Source organism: Bradyrhizobium sp. in8p8, from assembly GCF_000426845.1.
Classification (GTDB): domain Bacteria; phylum Pseudomonadota; class Alphaproteobacteria; order Rhizobiales; family Xanthobacteraceae; genus Bradyrhizobium; species Bradyrhizobium japonicum_C.
This window is the reverse complement of record NZ_AUGD01000010.1, coordinates 1-13,557: the sequence shown is the minus strand read 5'-3', so window position 1 is coordinate 13,557 and position 13,557 is coordinate 1. Positions and strand designations below refer to the sequence as shown.

13 protein-coding genes and 1 pseudogene are annotated in these 13,557 nt (G+C 63.6%); 3 read left to right on the top strand and 11 right to left on the bottom strand.

Annotation, left to right across the window (positions count from 1 at the left end; translation table 11 throughout):
• Positions 1-205: 205 nt before the first annotated feature.
• Positions 206-538 carry an ATP-dependent Clp protease adapter ClpS gene (gene clpS / locus K408_RS0124055; protein ID WP_024341051.1) on the bottom strand — a complete coding sequence of 111 codons (333 nt, stop codon included), beginning with the start codon at positions 536-538 and terminating at the stop codon, positions 206-208.
• Between the two features lie 477 nt (positions 539-1,015).
• Here clpS and K408_RS0124050 point away from each other — a divergent pair, with 477 nt between their 5' ends.
• Positions 1,016-2,677, top strand: coding sequence for a TadE/TadG family type IV pilus assembly protein (locus K408_RS0124050; protein ID WP_024341050.1), 1,662 nt, complete (start codon positions 1,016-1,018; stop codon positions 2,675-2,677).
• 74 nt (positions 2,678-2,751) lie between these two features.
• Here K408_RS0124050 and K408_RS0124045 read toward each other — a convergent pair whose 3' ends face one another.
• Positions 2,752-3,090, bottom strand: coding sequence for a phasin family protein (locus K408_RS0124045; RefSeq protein WP_024341049.1), 339 nt, complete (start codon positions 3,088-3,090; stop codon positions 2,752-2,754).
• A 387-nt stretch (positions 3,091-3,477) separates the two neighbouring features.
• Between K408_RS0124045 and K408_RS0124040 the strand changes: the two genes are divergently transcribed.
• Positions 3,478-5,334: a D-alanyl-D-alanine carboxypeptidase gene (locus tag K408_RS0124040; protein WP_024341048.1), complete on the top strand. Its 1,857-nt coding sequence runs from the start codon at positions 3,478-3,480 to the stop codon at positions 5,332-5,334.
• A 222-nt stretch (positions 5,335-5,556) separates the two neighbouring features.
• On the opposite strand, the gene K408_RS0124035 is transcribed toward K408_RS0124040, so the two are convergent.
• From K408_RS0124035 to K408_RS0124020, 4 genes and pseudogenes are all read right to left on the bottom strand, one after another.
• Positions 5,557-6,282 carry a DnaJ domain-containing protein gene (locus K408_RS0124035; protein WP_024341047.1) on the bottom strand — a complete coding sequence of 242 codons (726 nt, stop codon included), beginning with the start codon at positions 6,280-6,282 and terminating at the stop codon, positions 5,557-5,559.
• Between the two features lie 68 nt (positions 6,283-6,350).
• Positions 6,351-7,099 (bottom strand): annotated as a pseudogene (locus K408_RS38610) (VWA domain-containing protein).
• A 135-nt stretch (positions 7,100-7,234) separates the two neighbouring features.
• Positions 7,235-8,095, bottom strand: a complete 861-nt coding sequence (locus K408_RS0124025; protein WP_024341046.1) for an alpha/beta fold hydrolase — start codon at positions 8,093-8,095, stop codon at positions 7,235-7,237.
• 345 nt (positions 8,096-8,440) lie between these two features.
• On the bottom strand, positions 8,441-9,364 hold the full coding sequence (locus K408_RS0124020) for a division plane positioning ATPase MipZ (RefSeq protein WP_024341045.1): 924 nt from the start codon (positions 9,362-9,364) through the stop codon (positions 8,441-8,443).
• Between the two features lie 277 nt (positions 9,365-9,641).
• Here K408_RS0124020 and panC point away from each other — a divergent pair, with 277 nt between their 5' ends.
• Complete coding sequence (gene panC, locus K408_RS0124015; protein ID WP_024341044.1) at positions 9,642-10,493, top strand: pantoate--beta-alanine ligase; 852 nt, start codon at positions 9,642-9,644, stop codon at positions 10,491-10,493.
• 63 nt (positions 10,494-10,556) lie between these two features.
• Here panC and K408_RS0124010 read toward each other — a convergent pair whose 3' ends face one another.
• The 5 genes from K408_RS0124010 to K408_RS43120 all read right to left on the bottom strand — a co-directional run.
• Complete coding sequence (locus K408_RS0124010) at positions 10,557-10,997, bottom strand: DUF1489 family protein (RefSeq protein WP_024341043.1); 441 nt, start codon at positions 10,995-10,997, stop codon at positions 10,557-10,559.
• 42 nt (positions 10,998-11,039) lie between these two features.
• A complete protein-coding gene (locus K408_RS0124005; RefSeq protein WP_024341042.1) occupies positions 11,040-12,041 on the bottom strand; it encodes a hypothetical protein in 1,002 nt (333 codons plus the stop codon).
• A gap of 154 nt (positions 12,042-12,195) precedes the next feature.
• Positions 12,196-12,399 (bottom strand): hypothetical protein, encoded by a 204-nt coding sequence (locus K408_RS0124000; protein WP_029674288.1) that lies wholly within the window; start codon positions 12,397-12,399, stop codon positions 12,196-12,198.
• Between the two features lie 270 nt (positions 12,400-12,669).
• Complete coding sequence (locus tag K408_RS0123995) at positions 12,670-13,329, bottom strand: glutathione S-transferase family protein (RefSeq protein ID WP_024341040.1); 660 nt, start codon at positions 13,327-13,329, stop codon at positions 12,670-12,672.
• A gap of 38 nt (positions 13,330-13,367) precedes the next feature.
• The coding region (locus K408_RS43120) for a hypothetical protein (protein WP_210164261.1) at positions 13,368-13,557 on the bottom strand (190 nt) is incomplete at its 5' end.

The window sequence follows — 13,557 nt, the reverse complement described above, 5'->3', positions numbered from 1 at the left end:
CGCGGCGAAAGACCGGTTCCGCGACTCGGCGGCGACACACCTGCGGTATTTTCGATGCAAAACCCGTTCCGATTTAGGCGGAAGCGGCACCGGCGTAAAATTCCGTAGTTTGCCGGCCGAGGGCTTTCGCGCGGGGGGCCTCACGCGACGATCACACGCGACTCGCACGAGAGCGGGGTTCGACCAACGCGCCGTCGCAGGCGTCCTATTTCTTTTCCATCACGCATTGCAGCGGATGCTGGTGCTTGCGGGCGAAATCCATCACCTGCGTCACCTTGGTCTCGGCGATCTCGTAGGTGAACACGCCGCACTCGCCGATGCCGTGATGATGGACGTGGAGCATGATCTTGGTCGCGGCTTCGACATCCTTGTTGAAGAACTTCTCCAGCACGTGCACGACGAACTCCATCGGTGTGTAGTCGTCGTTCAGGATCAGCACACGGTACAGGTTCGGGCGCTTGGTCTTCGGCTTGACCTTGGTGATCACCGAGGTGTTCGGACCTGAAGGGTTGCCCGAACGGTTCTCGTCATTGCTCATGCGAGGAGCGTCGGCAGCGGCTGGCGCGGGCAGATCAATACTGAAAGTCAATTGCGGCATGGCACAGGCGTTCAAATTCCCCACGGAAGCGAATGGCGGCGACCGCGCAGCCCGCCCTTTGGGCCTTGCGCAGGCGCGCCGCTTTGTTGGATCGCCGCTCCCGATAATCCGGCCAAGCCGGATTGTTCGCCAGCAATATGGGCCCGCCTCAGGCTGGCCGCAAGCACGCGAAGGCTGGGCCGATGCGGCGGCGGCAGCCCGATTCCCGGTCCGGGCGATCCCCCTCAGGTTAATCAATCCGGACCGATTTGACAAAAAATTCCAGCTCTCGTGTTTAGAACGTGTTGACCAGGAACCCGGGTATTAACTGGCCTGCGACAGTTTTCCCGCGATGGCCCCGGATTTCTACGGTTCAATTTACCTGACGTTCAAAGGCATGCCCCGAAATCAGGCAAAGCACAGATTTCGGGGATCGTCATGTCTCGCCTGCCCCTCGTCAGCCGCCTTGGTCGACAACTCGCCCGCTTTGCAGCGGCCGAGCAAGGCAATATCGCCGTCATCTTCGCCATAGCGCTGGTCCCGGTGCTGGGTTTCGTCGGCGCCGCGGTGGATTACAGCCGCGTCGTCCAAGCCCGTACCTCGCTGCAGGTTGCGCTCGACTCGGCGGCGTTGATGGTTTCCAAGGACCTGACCAACGGCGTCATCTCGGAATCCCAGATCGAAGAGAAGACAAAGTCCTATTTCAGCGGCCTCTACACGGGCCGCACCGGCACGGTTTCGACCGCAGATATCCATGCCAGCTACACGCCGAAGGACTCCAGCGGAATCTCCAATATCGTGGTCACAGGATCGGGCACCATGCCTACCGATTTCATGAAGATCGCGGGGTTTCCGAAGTTAGGATACAACGTGAGCTCGACTGCGGCATGGGGAAACACCCGCATGCGGGTGGCGATGGTCCTGGATAATACGGGATCGATGGCCCAAAACGGCAAAATGGCGGCAATGCAAGCCGCGGCGAAGGACATGATCGACACCCTGTCGAACTACAACAAGCAGACGGGCGACGTTTACATTTCCATCATTCCATTCTCGAAGGACGTCAACGTCGGCACGACCAATGTAGGTGCGTCCTGGATCAACTGGACCGAATGGGAGGCCGAGCCTCCGATCCTGGTGAACAATAAGTCGAGCGCCTTCAATTCAGCGGTCGGCGGGTCGGATTGCCCCTTCACGAAGAGCACCCACGGCTTCACCTGCATGGACCGACCAGCGACCCTGCCCGGCGCCAAGGCTGCGCCGTACGGTAAGATACCGTCGACCGGCACGTACGCTGGATATATCTGTCCCAGCGTAGACAGCGGCAACAAGCGGGCAGGCAAAGCCGGCATCTACTACAATGGTTGCTACACCACCGCCACCGGGTCGGGCGCAAGCTGCGGATCGAGCACGAGTTGCACCTGCACAGGCAGCGGCTCGGGCAAGATCTGCCATCTCTGGCGCGGCGACGGCACGGCGGCGACGGCGGCGGCAGCGCCAGACCGCAGCACCTGGACCGGCTGTGTCAACGATCGCGATCAGGACTACGACACCAAGAACTCGGCCCCCGGCTCGGGCGGCGGGACCCCCTCGTCGCAGTTCTATGCTGAGCAATGGTCAGGCTGCCTGCCGGCCACCGTGTTTCCGATGAGCAACCAGTGGCAGACGCTCAAGGACCAGATCACGGCGATGGTACCGAGCGGCAATACCAACCAGGCCATTGGTCTTGCGTGGGGATGGCAATCTCTCAGCACGACCAATCCGCCGATCTCGGCGCCGAGCAAGGCCAGCAACTACGTCTACAAGGACTACATTGTGCTGCTGTCCGACGGCTTGAATACCCAGAACCGTTGGAGCACGAGCCAGTCCAGCATCGACGCCCGCCAGGCGATCCTCTGCCAGAACATCAAAGCCGACACGGCAAACCCGGTCACGATCTTCACGATCCAGGTCAACATCAACAATGCGGACGCGAAATCTCAGGTGCTGCAGGATTGCGCGACCAATGGGAACTTCCAGATGATCACGAGCGCCTCTCAGACCTCGGACGCGTTCAAGAATATCCTGACGCAGATTTCCAAGCTGCGCGTGGCGAGATAAGCCAAGCCCGCACCGCAAACGAAAAACCCGGCCAGTGTGGCCGGGCTTTTGGCTCTAGGAGCGTGTTGAGCGGATCAGTTCGCGGCCGGGGTGAACTTCGACACGATGGTTTCGACCGGCTTGAACGCCTGCTTGGCGAGGTCGCTGTAGAGGCCGGCGATCTTCTGCGATTCCGCAACGAAGGTCTCATAGGCGGACCGGGCGAAATCGGTCTGTGCTTCCATGGCCTTGTCCAGCGACTTCACGCCGGAAAGCTTCTCGACGAAGGACTTGGTGTCTTCGAACGACTTCTTAGTGTAGTCGCCATAAGCGCTGGCGATCGCCTGGAGGCCGTGCTGCACCGAGGTCGCGGAGGCAACGCACTGCTCGAACTGCTCTTTCCCGTAGTTCTGAAAATCTTCAACCTTGAACATGTCGGAATCCTTTTCCCTGGCTCGCGTCGGGAAGCCCCGGCTCCCTGACCACGCCCAAAAATAGTGCAACGCACAAAAAAGTCAAGAATCTTTGTGCAACGCACAAATGTCGACGCAAATCGCAGCGATTGCGGAGGTTTCCCGCAATAGTTCCTTAAGCTTTTGGAAACCGCGGCCCCCTACCTTGATTCCCTGGACGTGTTCACTTCCGCGAGCGGCTAAAGCCGTTTCAGAACATCGCCTTAGCCAGAACAGCGGCTCGGGTCCAACGTCCTCCGCGACGGACAACAGCGGAAGGACGGCCTGAGCAGGTAAAGATCCCGGGTCCGGTGGGCACAATTTCGCCTCACGAGCCGGTGATCAAGTCAGAAACGGGGACGGGGTTCCATGCTTCGTAAAAACTTGTCTTCCTCGCGTTGGGCGCGGGTTGGCGTTTTCGGGCTTCTTACGGTCACCACCGCGATCATCCTCACCACTGACGCTGCCGAGGCGCGGCGTCACCGGCGCCATTATACGCACCACAAGGTGCAGCGCGACGTGTCGGAGAGCTCCAGCCCGAAATTCGCGTCCATCATCGTCGACGGCAATTCCGGTGCGGTGCTCCAGGCAACAAGCCCTGACGCAATCCGCCATCCCGCCTCCCTGACCAAGATCATGACGCTGTACCTGCTGTTCGAGCGTCTCGAATCCGGGAAGCTGAAGCTCGACACCGAGATGCCCGTCTCGCAGCACGCCGCAGATCAGGATCCGACCAAGCTGAATCTGCGTGCCGGCCAGACCATTCGCGTCGAAGACGCGATCAAGGGCCTCGTCACCCGCTCAGCCAATGACGCCGCCGTGGTGATCGCGGAAGCGATTGCCGGGAACGAAAACGACTTCGCCCAGATGATGACGCGCAAGGCGCGCTCGCTCGGCATGTCCCGGACGGTCTATCGCAACGCCAACGGCCTTCCCAATGACGAGCAGGTCACGACCGCGCGCGACCAGGCCACGCTCGGTCGCGCCATTCAGGAGCGCTTCCCCCGCTATTATCGTTATTTCGCGACCTCGACGTTCAACTGGCGAGGACAGTCGATCCGCAACCACAACCGCCTGCTCGGCAGCGTCGAGGGCGTGGACGGCATCAAGACCGGCTACACCCGCGCTTCCGGCTTCAATCTCGTCAGTTCGATGCGTCGCGGCAACCGACACCTGATCGGTGTCGTGCTCGGCGGCCGCAGCGGCGGCTCACGCGACGCCATCATGCGCAACCTTCTCGCGGAGAACCTCGAGAAGGGCGCAACCGTCCACACCGTCGCCGCCGTTACCGAGCGCAACAACGCCGACGTCAGTACCATCGCCGATGCGTCGGATACACCCCGCGCCGCCCCGCAGGTCCAGGCCGTCGCGGCCCCTGCTTCGGAGGCTGCCCCGTCGCGCCTTGCCGCACGTCTATCGACGTTGGCCGCTGCGACTGCCGCAATACCGCCCGCCCCGTCCAGATCTGAAGCTGCCAAGCCCGAAGTTCGGCCGACGGAGTCCAAGGTCGAGCCAGCGCCGCTCACCAACGGCGTGATCTCGAGCCAGCCGCTCTCCATCATTCCCGGCTCCTCCGAGCCAATGAAGCCGGTTCGCGTCAAGACCGTTCAAGTCAAGGCCGGCGCCGTGAAGGTCGCCTCCGCCGCCCCGGCCCAGGTCGCCGTCCAGGCCGCGCCGCCGGTCACCAGCACGATCCCGCCCCGCTCCGAGGTCGCGGAAACCTCCGGCGCGGTCGTCGCCAGGGCCGATCTCATCAACAGGCCGGAGCCGGTGAGCCGGCCGGAAGCGCCGAAGGCCGAGATGGTCCGGGCCGAGCTGCCGCGGCAGCCGGCGGGCTTCGGCACCGGCAACGGCATCCTTGGGGTGCTCCCGGCCGCGACCGCGGCTGCTCCCGCTCCCGCCGCTCCAAAGCTCGCGTCTGCCGACCCGGCGTCACACCCGGTCCAAATGAGCACCAACTCCAAGCCGGCCGTCACTCACAGCGGCTGGATCGTCCAGGTCGGAGCGCTCGAGAGCGAGACCGAAGCTCAGCAGCGCATCGACGCCGCGCGCAGCTCCGCCCGCGGCCTGCTGAGCAGGGCAGACCCGTTCACCGAGCCGGTTGTCGCCAAGGACAATCGCAAGCTCTACCGTGCCCGCTTCGCCGGCCTCGAGCGTGACCAGGCCGAAGCGGTCTGCCGCACATTAAAGCGCGCCGAGATCTCTTGCATCACCGTGCGCAACTGATCTCCTCCATTCCTCAAAAAAATGCCCGCGCGTTGCGCGGGCATTTTTGTTTTGGGGGTACGGCGCAAGCCTCGGCTGCTGCGCGAAAACCTCTCGTCAAGGATTTACGGTTAAGACTTTGCTCAAGGGATCGACCACGCCGGCAACGGCGGGCATCGGGGCGACGGAAGACAGAGCAAACGGAGCTCACGCGGTACGGGCGTTTGTAGCGTTGTGCCGGAGTTAGCCGTTATGCGTGCGAAGCAGAGTATCCTTGGCCTCGTTTACCCGGGCAGCGAGATACGTCGAGCCCCCCTGGTCGGGATGGAGTTTCTTCATCAGGGACTTGTGCGCCCGGCTGATGTCGTCGCGACTCGCTCCCGGCTGCAAGCCAAGGATCTGATAGGCCTCCTCCGCCGTCATTTTGCCGCTCGCCGCCGTGCGGCGCTGCCCCCCTGCCGCATCGCTCTGCGCGTTCTGACGCCAAGCGGGAAACCGGCGGTCCAGATAGCTTTCAAGTAAGGCAACGCTTTCGCCGTCGAAGGTCGGGACCAGTTCCAGCAGGCCAGCAAGATCGAACTCGCCGAGATCGCGCCCGGCGTGAGGCCCTGCGACGATCTGACCTGTAAGCTGGCCGGAATCGTGGTCGAGCCGCATGTCCAGAAATTGCGAGCGCACCCGCGAGGCCTGACCGGACGGGCGCGTCGCGCCGCCGCCGAACAATCCTCCGACATTGCCGAAGCCGGCATTCGCCAACGGGGTCCAGCCGAGTAGCCCGGCGCCAAAAATTCCGAGCGGAATCGCAACCGCCAGTTCGCCGCGCAAACCCGTGAAGGCTGCGACCGCCAGCGCAAGCACGCCGCCACCGAACTTGACGACACGCGCGAGCGCCGCCGGATTGGCGGAGCGGAACATCTGGAGCAGCAGGTAAAGTGTGATAACAGCGACAGCGCCGGCAATCAGGGTCATGGCCGGAATATAGTCGCGCTTCGCGCAAATTGCATCGCAGACACGGACGTCGCGGGCCGCGCCAGATGCTACTTCATCTGGCCGATCAGCTTGGCCGCGCCGCTTGCGCTCTTCGCCAGCTGCAGCAGCGCTTCGCGTCCGCCCGCCGCATAGGCCGCGGCTGCCCGCAGCAGCTCCCGCAGTTGCGCGGCAGCACCGGATCGAATCGGCACCAGGCACCGCCGGTCAGACGCGCGACCTCGCGAAAGGTCTGCTCGGCGATGGGATCATGGCCTTCCTGAAACATGAAGACGGGCACCTTGAGCATGCCAAGCTCGCCAGCCTTTGCGCAGAGCTCGCCGATTTCTTCCTCCATGGCGTCGCCGACAAAGACCACGGCCCGGACGCCGGATGCAACCGCCTCGCGGCGGGCCTCGCCCAGCACCTTGCCGATCTGGGTATCGCCGCCGCGGCAATCGATCTTGCTCATCAGCGCCGCCAGCTTGGTGCTGTCGGAGATCCAACCCGTAGCGCGGCACTCGCTGAAGCCGCGATAATACACCAGCCGGATATCGAGACTGCCGAGAGCCGCGGCCTCGCGAAACATCTCAGCTTGGAGCGCGCAGGCCATGTCCCAGGTCGGCTGCCGGCTCATGGTCGCATCCAGCGCGAAAATCAGCCGCCCCTTCGCGCCTGGTGCATGCGGCGACAGTGCCCGCGCCTTGGCAACAAAGGCCGCGATGTCCTCCGAGGTGGACGTCCCCACACGCGGAAGCGTGCCGTCTGCTTGCGCCCTGACGGCATCGCGACTGCGTGGTTTGATGGGTTCGCCCGACATCGCTGCTTGCACCCTGGGTAATGGGATAATGTGGTCAGCGCATCCCGTCCGGTCAATGTGCAAAGCCTCCGCAGGCGGCGCCAGCGGAGGCTTAAGCGATCGTTACAATCGAGCAGTAACGGCAGTTCTTCTGCGTCAGCTCTTGGCGGGTGCCATCAGGGCGACCGGACCAGGCTCGAGGATCTTGGGCGGCGAGGATTGCGTGTCGACCGGCGCCACGTCGCTATCGGTCGCGCTCAGGAACTTGTCGAGCATGCTCTGGATCGAACTCTTGGCCACATCCGGACCGGTGTCGCGCATGTCGTTGTGCTGGAATTCGGTCTTCACGACCTGGATACCCGCCTTCTCGCATTCCTCGTCCGTCGGGAGCACACCAGCGTCGGTCTTGAATTGCGGATCCTGGGAGCGGAACGAGAGGATCTTGAACTTGCCGGCGGTGACGAAGGGCACGCGCAGGTTGTCGAGCGTGACCACCCGCTTGACCTCGTCCGGATACTCCTTGGCAAAGTACATCGTGATGTCGCCCCCCATGGAGTGGCCGACCATCGTCACCCTGTCGTAGTCGGCGTTGGGTTGAACCTTCTTCATCTCATGCATCGCGAGATGGATATTGGCGACACCGCGCAGAATCTGGGGCAGCCGACCGACGTAGAGCTCGCCGGGTTTTGTCACCATCGGAGGATCAGTCGGCAAGTCATGCTGCGGGCTCAAGACCATGTAGCCCCGCGCAGCGAAAATGTTCGCAAGGAAGCCGTACTCGGTATTCTTGACGGTGTTGCCATGATTGATCACGGCAACCGGCAGCTTGATCATGCCGGCATTGGCCTGCATTTCCTTGTCGCGGCGCACCGCGACGTAGACGGGCACCGGACGATTGTCGCGCGAGGCATCGTAGAAGGTGACTGTCTCGTGCTTGATCGCCCACTTGCTCGCCGTGAAATAGGCGATGCCGCAGAGAGCACTGACCGAAACCAGAACGGCAATTCCACGCTTCATTTTCGTCCTCAGCCTCAGGCCCTGGCGGCCTGAATCCCTGTTGAAAATCGTGTTCTTCCGGAGCTCTTCGGCCCCTTCTCGCCTATTCCCCAATATATGTCACAGCAGCGTGACAGGAAGGCTAAATAGTGTGAATTCGCAGCCCTTCGATTGTGCGTCGCACACGTTTTATGAGCACCTCATCGTCATACCACCACGTCAGGTGCAGCTTACCATCCGACGCAACCAGTCTCGATTGGGTTCAATTTCGTAGTCAACGTGGGATGAAAACGCGCCGGTCGCATGCCGGGTTCCCGCGGCAGGCGGTCGCCTCGCTCGCCTGGAAGTAGCGCCGTACCGCCGGCCTCAAGCGCCGAGGATATCGTGGACCTCTAGCGGCTGGTCGACCTGGCTGAACCACTCGGCACGATTGGCCGCGCGGCGGCGCCCGCGCTCGTCAAGCGGCAGCCTGAGCTGGCGCAGCAGGCTCGTCACCTCTTCCCGCGCGGTAAGATGGCCGAGATTGGGCCGCATGCCGAGTGTGGCCTCGTCGATCTCGTCGAGGGCGGTCAGGCCGCGCGGGAAGAATTCGCGGTAGACGACGCGTTCGGCGAAGCCGTCGACGTAGCGAAAGCCGAGCCGCAGCGACAAATCCTTCAGACCCTCGGCGACGAGCTGTTTGTTGCGGGAGCCGAGCATGGACAGGCGGTTGCGCACGACGATCCAGTCGGTGGTTGCGCCGTCGAGCTGGCGGCGCTTGCGCCTGACGTCGCGGACCATCTCGGCATAGTGGCTCTCGCCGGTCACCGCGTAATTGGCGGGATCGACGGTGCCGAGCACGTCGAAATCGAGGAAGCTGTCGTTGATCGGCGTCACCAGCGTATCGGCCATCGAATGCGCAAGCCGCATTAGATAACTGTCGGTGCCCGGCGTATCGATGACGATGAAGTCGAAGCTGCTCTCGACCGCCGAGACGGCTTCCATGAACTGCTGGAACTCCGAGTTTTCGTTCTCCGCGATCTGCATGGTCTCGCCGAGCTTGATGCAGCGATGCACCGGCAGTTCCAGGTCGAGCTTGGTGCGACGCGCCCAGGCCGCGCGGTTGTCGATGTAGCGGGTGAAGCTCTGCTGACGGCAGTCGAGGTCGATGGTGGCGACACGCTGGCCGGCTTTCAGGAGCGCAACGGCGATATGCAGGGCAGTGGTCGACTTTCCGGAGCCGCCCTTCTCGTTGCCGAGCACAACCACATGCGCCGAGCCGGATTGGCCTTGGCTAGCCTGCAAAAGCATAGCGCTCCTCAACACCCTCAATGAATATCTTCGAGTTGACCGCGTCTGCGGTCAAGTGAAATGCGTGACAGGTCATGCAAATGGCAGCGCGCCCGGCTTCATCATGAATCGCGTCGCCGTCTTTCGTCTATGATCCATCCACTTGCCAAGACTGAGTGCGATGTCGCGCGGGATGCTGTGCCGCATCCGGATGCATGGCGTCCACCATCGCCCCTTGTTAAGGTTATGGCGGGCGCCAGGATGCGCCCGCGCCGATTCTCAACACTGTCGAGTCCTGATGTCATCACCCCCCTTGATCGTCCGCACGGTCCCCGCACTCCGACGCGCCATAGACAATCTTCGCAGCAGAAAGGCCACTATCGCGCTGGTCCCGACCATGGGAGCCCTCCATGACGGACATGTGTCGCTGGTTCGCCTCGCCAAGCGGCGCGCCAGCCGCGTCGTGGTGTCGATCTTCGTCAACCCGACCCAATTCGCCCCGACCGAGGATTTCGGCGCCTATCCGCGCACCTGGAAGGCCGACATCGCCAAGCTCGCGGCCGAGGACGTCGATATCGTCTGGCACCCGGGCGTCGAGGCCATGTACCCGGAGGGCTTTGCCACCCGCATCGTGCCGGAAGGACCGGCGCTGGCCGGCCTCGAGGACCGCTTCCGCCCCCACTTTTTCGGCGGCGTCGCCACCGTCGTCGGCAAGCTCTTCACGCAGTGCCGGCCGGACGTCGCGATCTTCGGCGAGAAGGATTTCCAGCAGTTGCGGGTCGTGACACAGATGGCGCGCGACCTCGACCTCGGCGTCAAGGTGATCGGCTCCCGCACCGTGCGGGAGCGCGACGGGCTCGCGATGTCCTCGCGCAACGTCTACCTCTCGCCCGAGGAGCGTCAGACCGCCACGGTCCTCTACCGTGCCATGAAGGAGAGCGCCGGTCGCATCCGTGCCGGCGATTCAATTGCGCCGGCGATGGCCGGCGGCGCCGAGATGATCAAGGCGGCGGGCTTTGCGCTCGACTATTACGAGCTCCGCCATGCGCAGACACTGGCGCCGGTCACCTCGCGCAAGGACGGCCCCTTGCGGATCCTGGTCGCGGCCAAGCTCGGCAGCACCCGGCTGATCGACAATATCGCGGTCTGAAGCAGCTTATTGCTTGAGCATGATCTTTTCGGAGAATCGCTGCGCGCTTTTCCGGGACCATGCTTAGAGCAGACCGAGCTCGCGCAGTTCGCGCCGCATCGGCTCCGGCATCGCCGCGATCGAGCCGGCTGCGGACTTGCCGAGATCGGCAGGCACCGAATCGTCGGTGAGATAGCGCCAGCCCTGGAACGGTCGCATCGGCCGCGGCGAGACCGAGATCACCTTCGGCTGCATCACGATCCGGCAGCGGCCAATGCCGTCCTTGTCGCGGAACGGCTCGATTCCGATGATCTTTTCCCGCGCGGCGATCTCGCCCTTGATCACCCAGTAGAGCGATCCGCCCGCCAGGATCTCGGCGTCGCGCTTGGGCACCATGCGGGTGATGTGGATGTGATGTTGCGGCAGACCCTTCTTCTTGGCGGTCTGCATCCGTTCGGCCACCCACTCCTTCAGTTCCTTGACGGAGTCGCAGCCGACGGCGAGCTTGATCAGATGTAGCGGCATGCCCAAGCATTAGCCGGGCAGCAGGGCATTGGAAATGCCGATCTACTCGTTATCCGCAGCCGCGGGCGCAGCCGTCGTTGGCGGCGGAGGCGCGAGCGGAACCGGTGGGGCGGGAGCCCGTGCCGCCTTCGGTGCCGGTGGCTTCTTCGCAGCCGCAGCTGGTGCTGGTGCCGCAGGCGCTGCAGCATGTGCCGAAGTCGGGGCGGGCGCACGCGGGGCCGGCGCGGCACTTGCGGCGGGCGCCGCCTGCCGCGTCGTTGCCGTCGGCTCTGGATTCATGATGCTCACCGGCGGCGTCGATGAAGCGCTCGGGAACTCCGCATTGGTCGGCTTGCCCGTCGGCAGCGACGGCGGCAGCCCGGTAAGGGCGGCGGTGACCGGCACCCCCGATGCCGCTGCCGGCGCATTCCAGGCCGGCGCATAGCGCGCGATCAGCGTGTCGTAGAGATGAGAGCTCATGTTGGCGGCGACATGCTGCTGGTCGGTCAGCGAGCGGAACGCGGCGCAATCGAACGGCGTGCAGCCATCGCGCGTGATCAGCACATGCGCGACAAGGCCGTAGCGATCACGCTCGAGCGACTTGCGCAGCACCTTCATGTCCAATGTCAGGCCCGGCTCGGCCGTGGCGACGTCGCCAAGAGCGGTCAGCCGATCAATCCTGGCGGCCGTGTAGGAGACGGCCGCAGCGGCGGCATCCGGCGCGCCGAACAGCGCCTTCTCACATCCCGCAGCGACGGCATCGCCGGCGAGATCGTCGAGGCAGGACAGCGCCGGCAGGCTTGCTGTCACCGCCACTTGCGCGCGCGCTTCGGCTGGAGCGGGCTGCCCTTCCGGTCCCTGGACGCGCACGGTGGCCGCCCCGGCGATCGCGATCGATAGCAGCGTAATGACAGTCAGCGCGCCGTTGGCGACCGACCTGTCGGCACGCATCAGCGTGATCAGCAGGATCAATCCGAAAAATCCGGCGGCCGCCAGCGTCATCCACATCGGGAAGGCCGGCGAGATCCAGATTTGTTCGAGCGAAGTGGCCCATGCCCAGTTCATGCGCGGCGTCCCCTCACGCGAGCAAAGAGCGAATGGTCAAGCGAGCACCGCGAGTCGGCAACTGCCCCGACTCACCATGTGAAGGTGAAGCGGGCCTTTTGACGGCGGCAGGACACAAATTCCTGATGGCACCAATGCGCAGGTGCGGGCAGCCTCAGGAGAGCGCGAGCTGGCTTTCCTTGGCGACGCGCTCGAAGGCTTCGGTTGAGCTCTTGATCCGGTACTGGCAGTCGTCGCCTTCTGTCGGCAGCAGGCGGATCACCTCATACGAGCCACTCGCAGCGGGGCGCGCAACATTGCTGGCCGTGAACAGGACGCGCGATCCCACAGGGAATTTGTGCTTCAACACCCTCTCCATTACTCAAACAGCGCCTGCCTCGCCCAGTGTCCCACTGCGATGGCCGGCCGGAAACCCGGGCGGCTGTATAGCACGCGCCCGGCCGTTTTGGCCAGCGCCGAGCCGGAATGGCAAACGCTCAAATTTTGCTGGCATTTCAGGGTGATAGCTGGACAGGCGGCGGGCCGATGATACCACCGGCGGCGCTCGTTCGGCGGCATGTCGCAGGCTGTCGCAGCTCTCCGGCGGCATGGCCGCCAGCCACCAGCCTTCTGCCCCGGCCAGCGCCGGTCAGTCCTCGAACTTCGCGATCCGAAGCGTTTCGGCGAGCCCCTCACGCGTCCATTCCTGGAAGGCCGGCAACGCCATCATCGTTTCCATGTAGGCTTTGGTGTCGGGCGCCACCTCGATGGCGTAGGTGCGGAAGCGATGCACGACCGGGGCATACATGGCGTCGGCCGCACCGAAGCGGCCGAACAGGAACGGACCCGTCGCGCCATAGCGGGTGCGACACTCGCGCCATATCTCCTCGATGCGCGCGATGTTGGACTTGGCGTCGGCCGACAGCGCCACGGGACGGATCGGCCGGTGCAGGTTCATGCCGCATTCGTTGCGCAGAGCGGCGAAGCCGGAATGCATCTCGGCGCACACCGAGCGCGCATGCGCGCGCGCAGCGACATCGTCGGGCCACAGCTTCACTTCCGGATAGCGCTCGGCGATGTATTCGATGATCGCGAGCGAATCCCAGACCGTGATGTCGCCGTCGACCAACACCGGCACCTTGCCGGCGCGGCTGAATGACAGGATCTGTTCCTTGTCGGCGGGATCATCGGTGTAAAGCGGGATCAGCGTCTCCACGAAAGGAATGTCGTTGGCCCGTAGCGCGAGCCAGGGCCGCATCGACCATGACGAGTAATTCTTGTTGCCGATCGCAAGTTTCAGCGCAGCCATGTCATCGGTCCTCCGAGGCGTCCCAGCGTGCGCTCGTTTTAGCGCCAACGACTGCCGTCGATCAATCGTTGCCGCCCTTGATCATGCATGACAATCGTTGCGGTCGGCGATGGCGCCTCAGCATGCATTTCCAATTTGCACACCTTCCCGATCTCGCGGCTGATCCAGCCGAGCTTTGCTTGATCTCTCCGCCCTCTCGTCCAAGAGGGCGCAGGGAAGGCCGGGTGC

What these genes read in the sequence shown, in the direction of transcription:
- clpS (WP_024341051.1), bottom strand. Translation starts at nt 538, where the DNA reads ATGAGCAATGACGAGAACCGTTCGGGCAACCCTTCAGGTCCGAACACC.
- K408_RS0124050 (WP_024341050.1), top strand. Translation starts at nt 1,016, where the DNA reads ATGTCTCGCCTGCCCCTCGTCAGCCGCCTTGGTCGACAACTCGCCCGC.
- K408_RS0124045 (WP_024341049.1), bottom strand. Translation starts at nt 3,090, where the DNA reads ATGTTCAAGGTTGAAGATTTTCAGAACTACGGGAAAGAGCAGTTCGAG.
- K408_RS0124040 (WP_024341048.1), top strand. Translation starts at nt 3,478, where the DNA reads ATGCTTCGTAAAAACTTGTCTTCCTCGCGTTGGGCGCGGGTTGGCGTT.
- K408_RS0124035 (WP_024341047.1), bottom strand. Translation starts at nt 6,282, where the DNA reads ATGACCCTGATTGCCGGCGCTGTCGCTGTTATCACACTTTACCTGCTG.
- K408_RS0124025 (WP_024341046.1), bottom strand. Translation starts at nt 8,095, where the DNA reads ATGAAGCGTGGAATTGCCGTTCTGGTTTCGGTCAGTGCTCTCTGCGGC.
- K408_RS0124020 (WP_024341045.1), bottom strand. Translation starts at nt 9,364, where the DNA reads ATGCTTTTGCAGGCTAGCCAAGGCCAATCCGGCTCGGCGCATGTGGTT.
- panC (WP_024341044.1), top strand. Translation starts at nt 9,642, where the DNA reads ATGTCATCACCCCCCTTGATCGTCCGCACGGTCCCCGCACTCCGACGC.
- K408_RS0124010 (WP_024341043.1), bottom strand. Translation starts at nt 10,997, where the DNA reads ATGCCGCTACATCTGATCAAGCTCGCCGTCGGCTGCGACTCCGTCAAG.
- K408_RS0124005 (WP_024341042.1), bottom strand. Translation starts at nt 12,041, where the DNA reads ATGAACTGGGCATGGGCCACTTCGCTCGAACAAATCTGGATCTCGCCG.
- K408_RS0124000 (WP_029674288.1), bottom strand. Translation starts at nt 12,399, where the DNA reads ATGGAGAGGGTGTTGAAGCACAAATTCCCTGTGGGATCGCGCGTCCTG.
- K408_RS0123995 (WP_024341040.1), bottom strand. Translation starts at nt 13,329, where the DNA reads ATGGCTGCGCTGAAACTTGCGATCGGCAACAAGAATTACTCGTCATGG.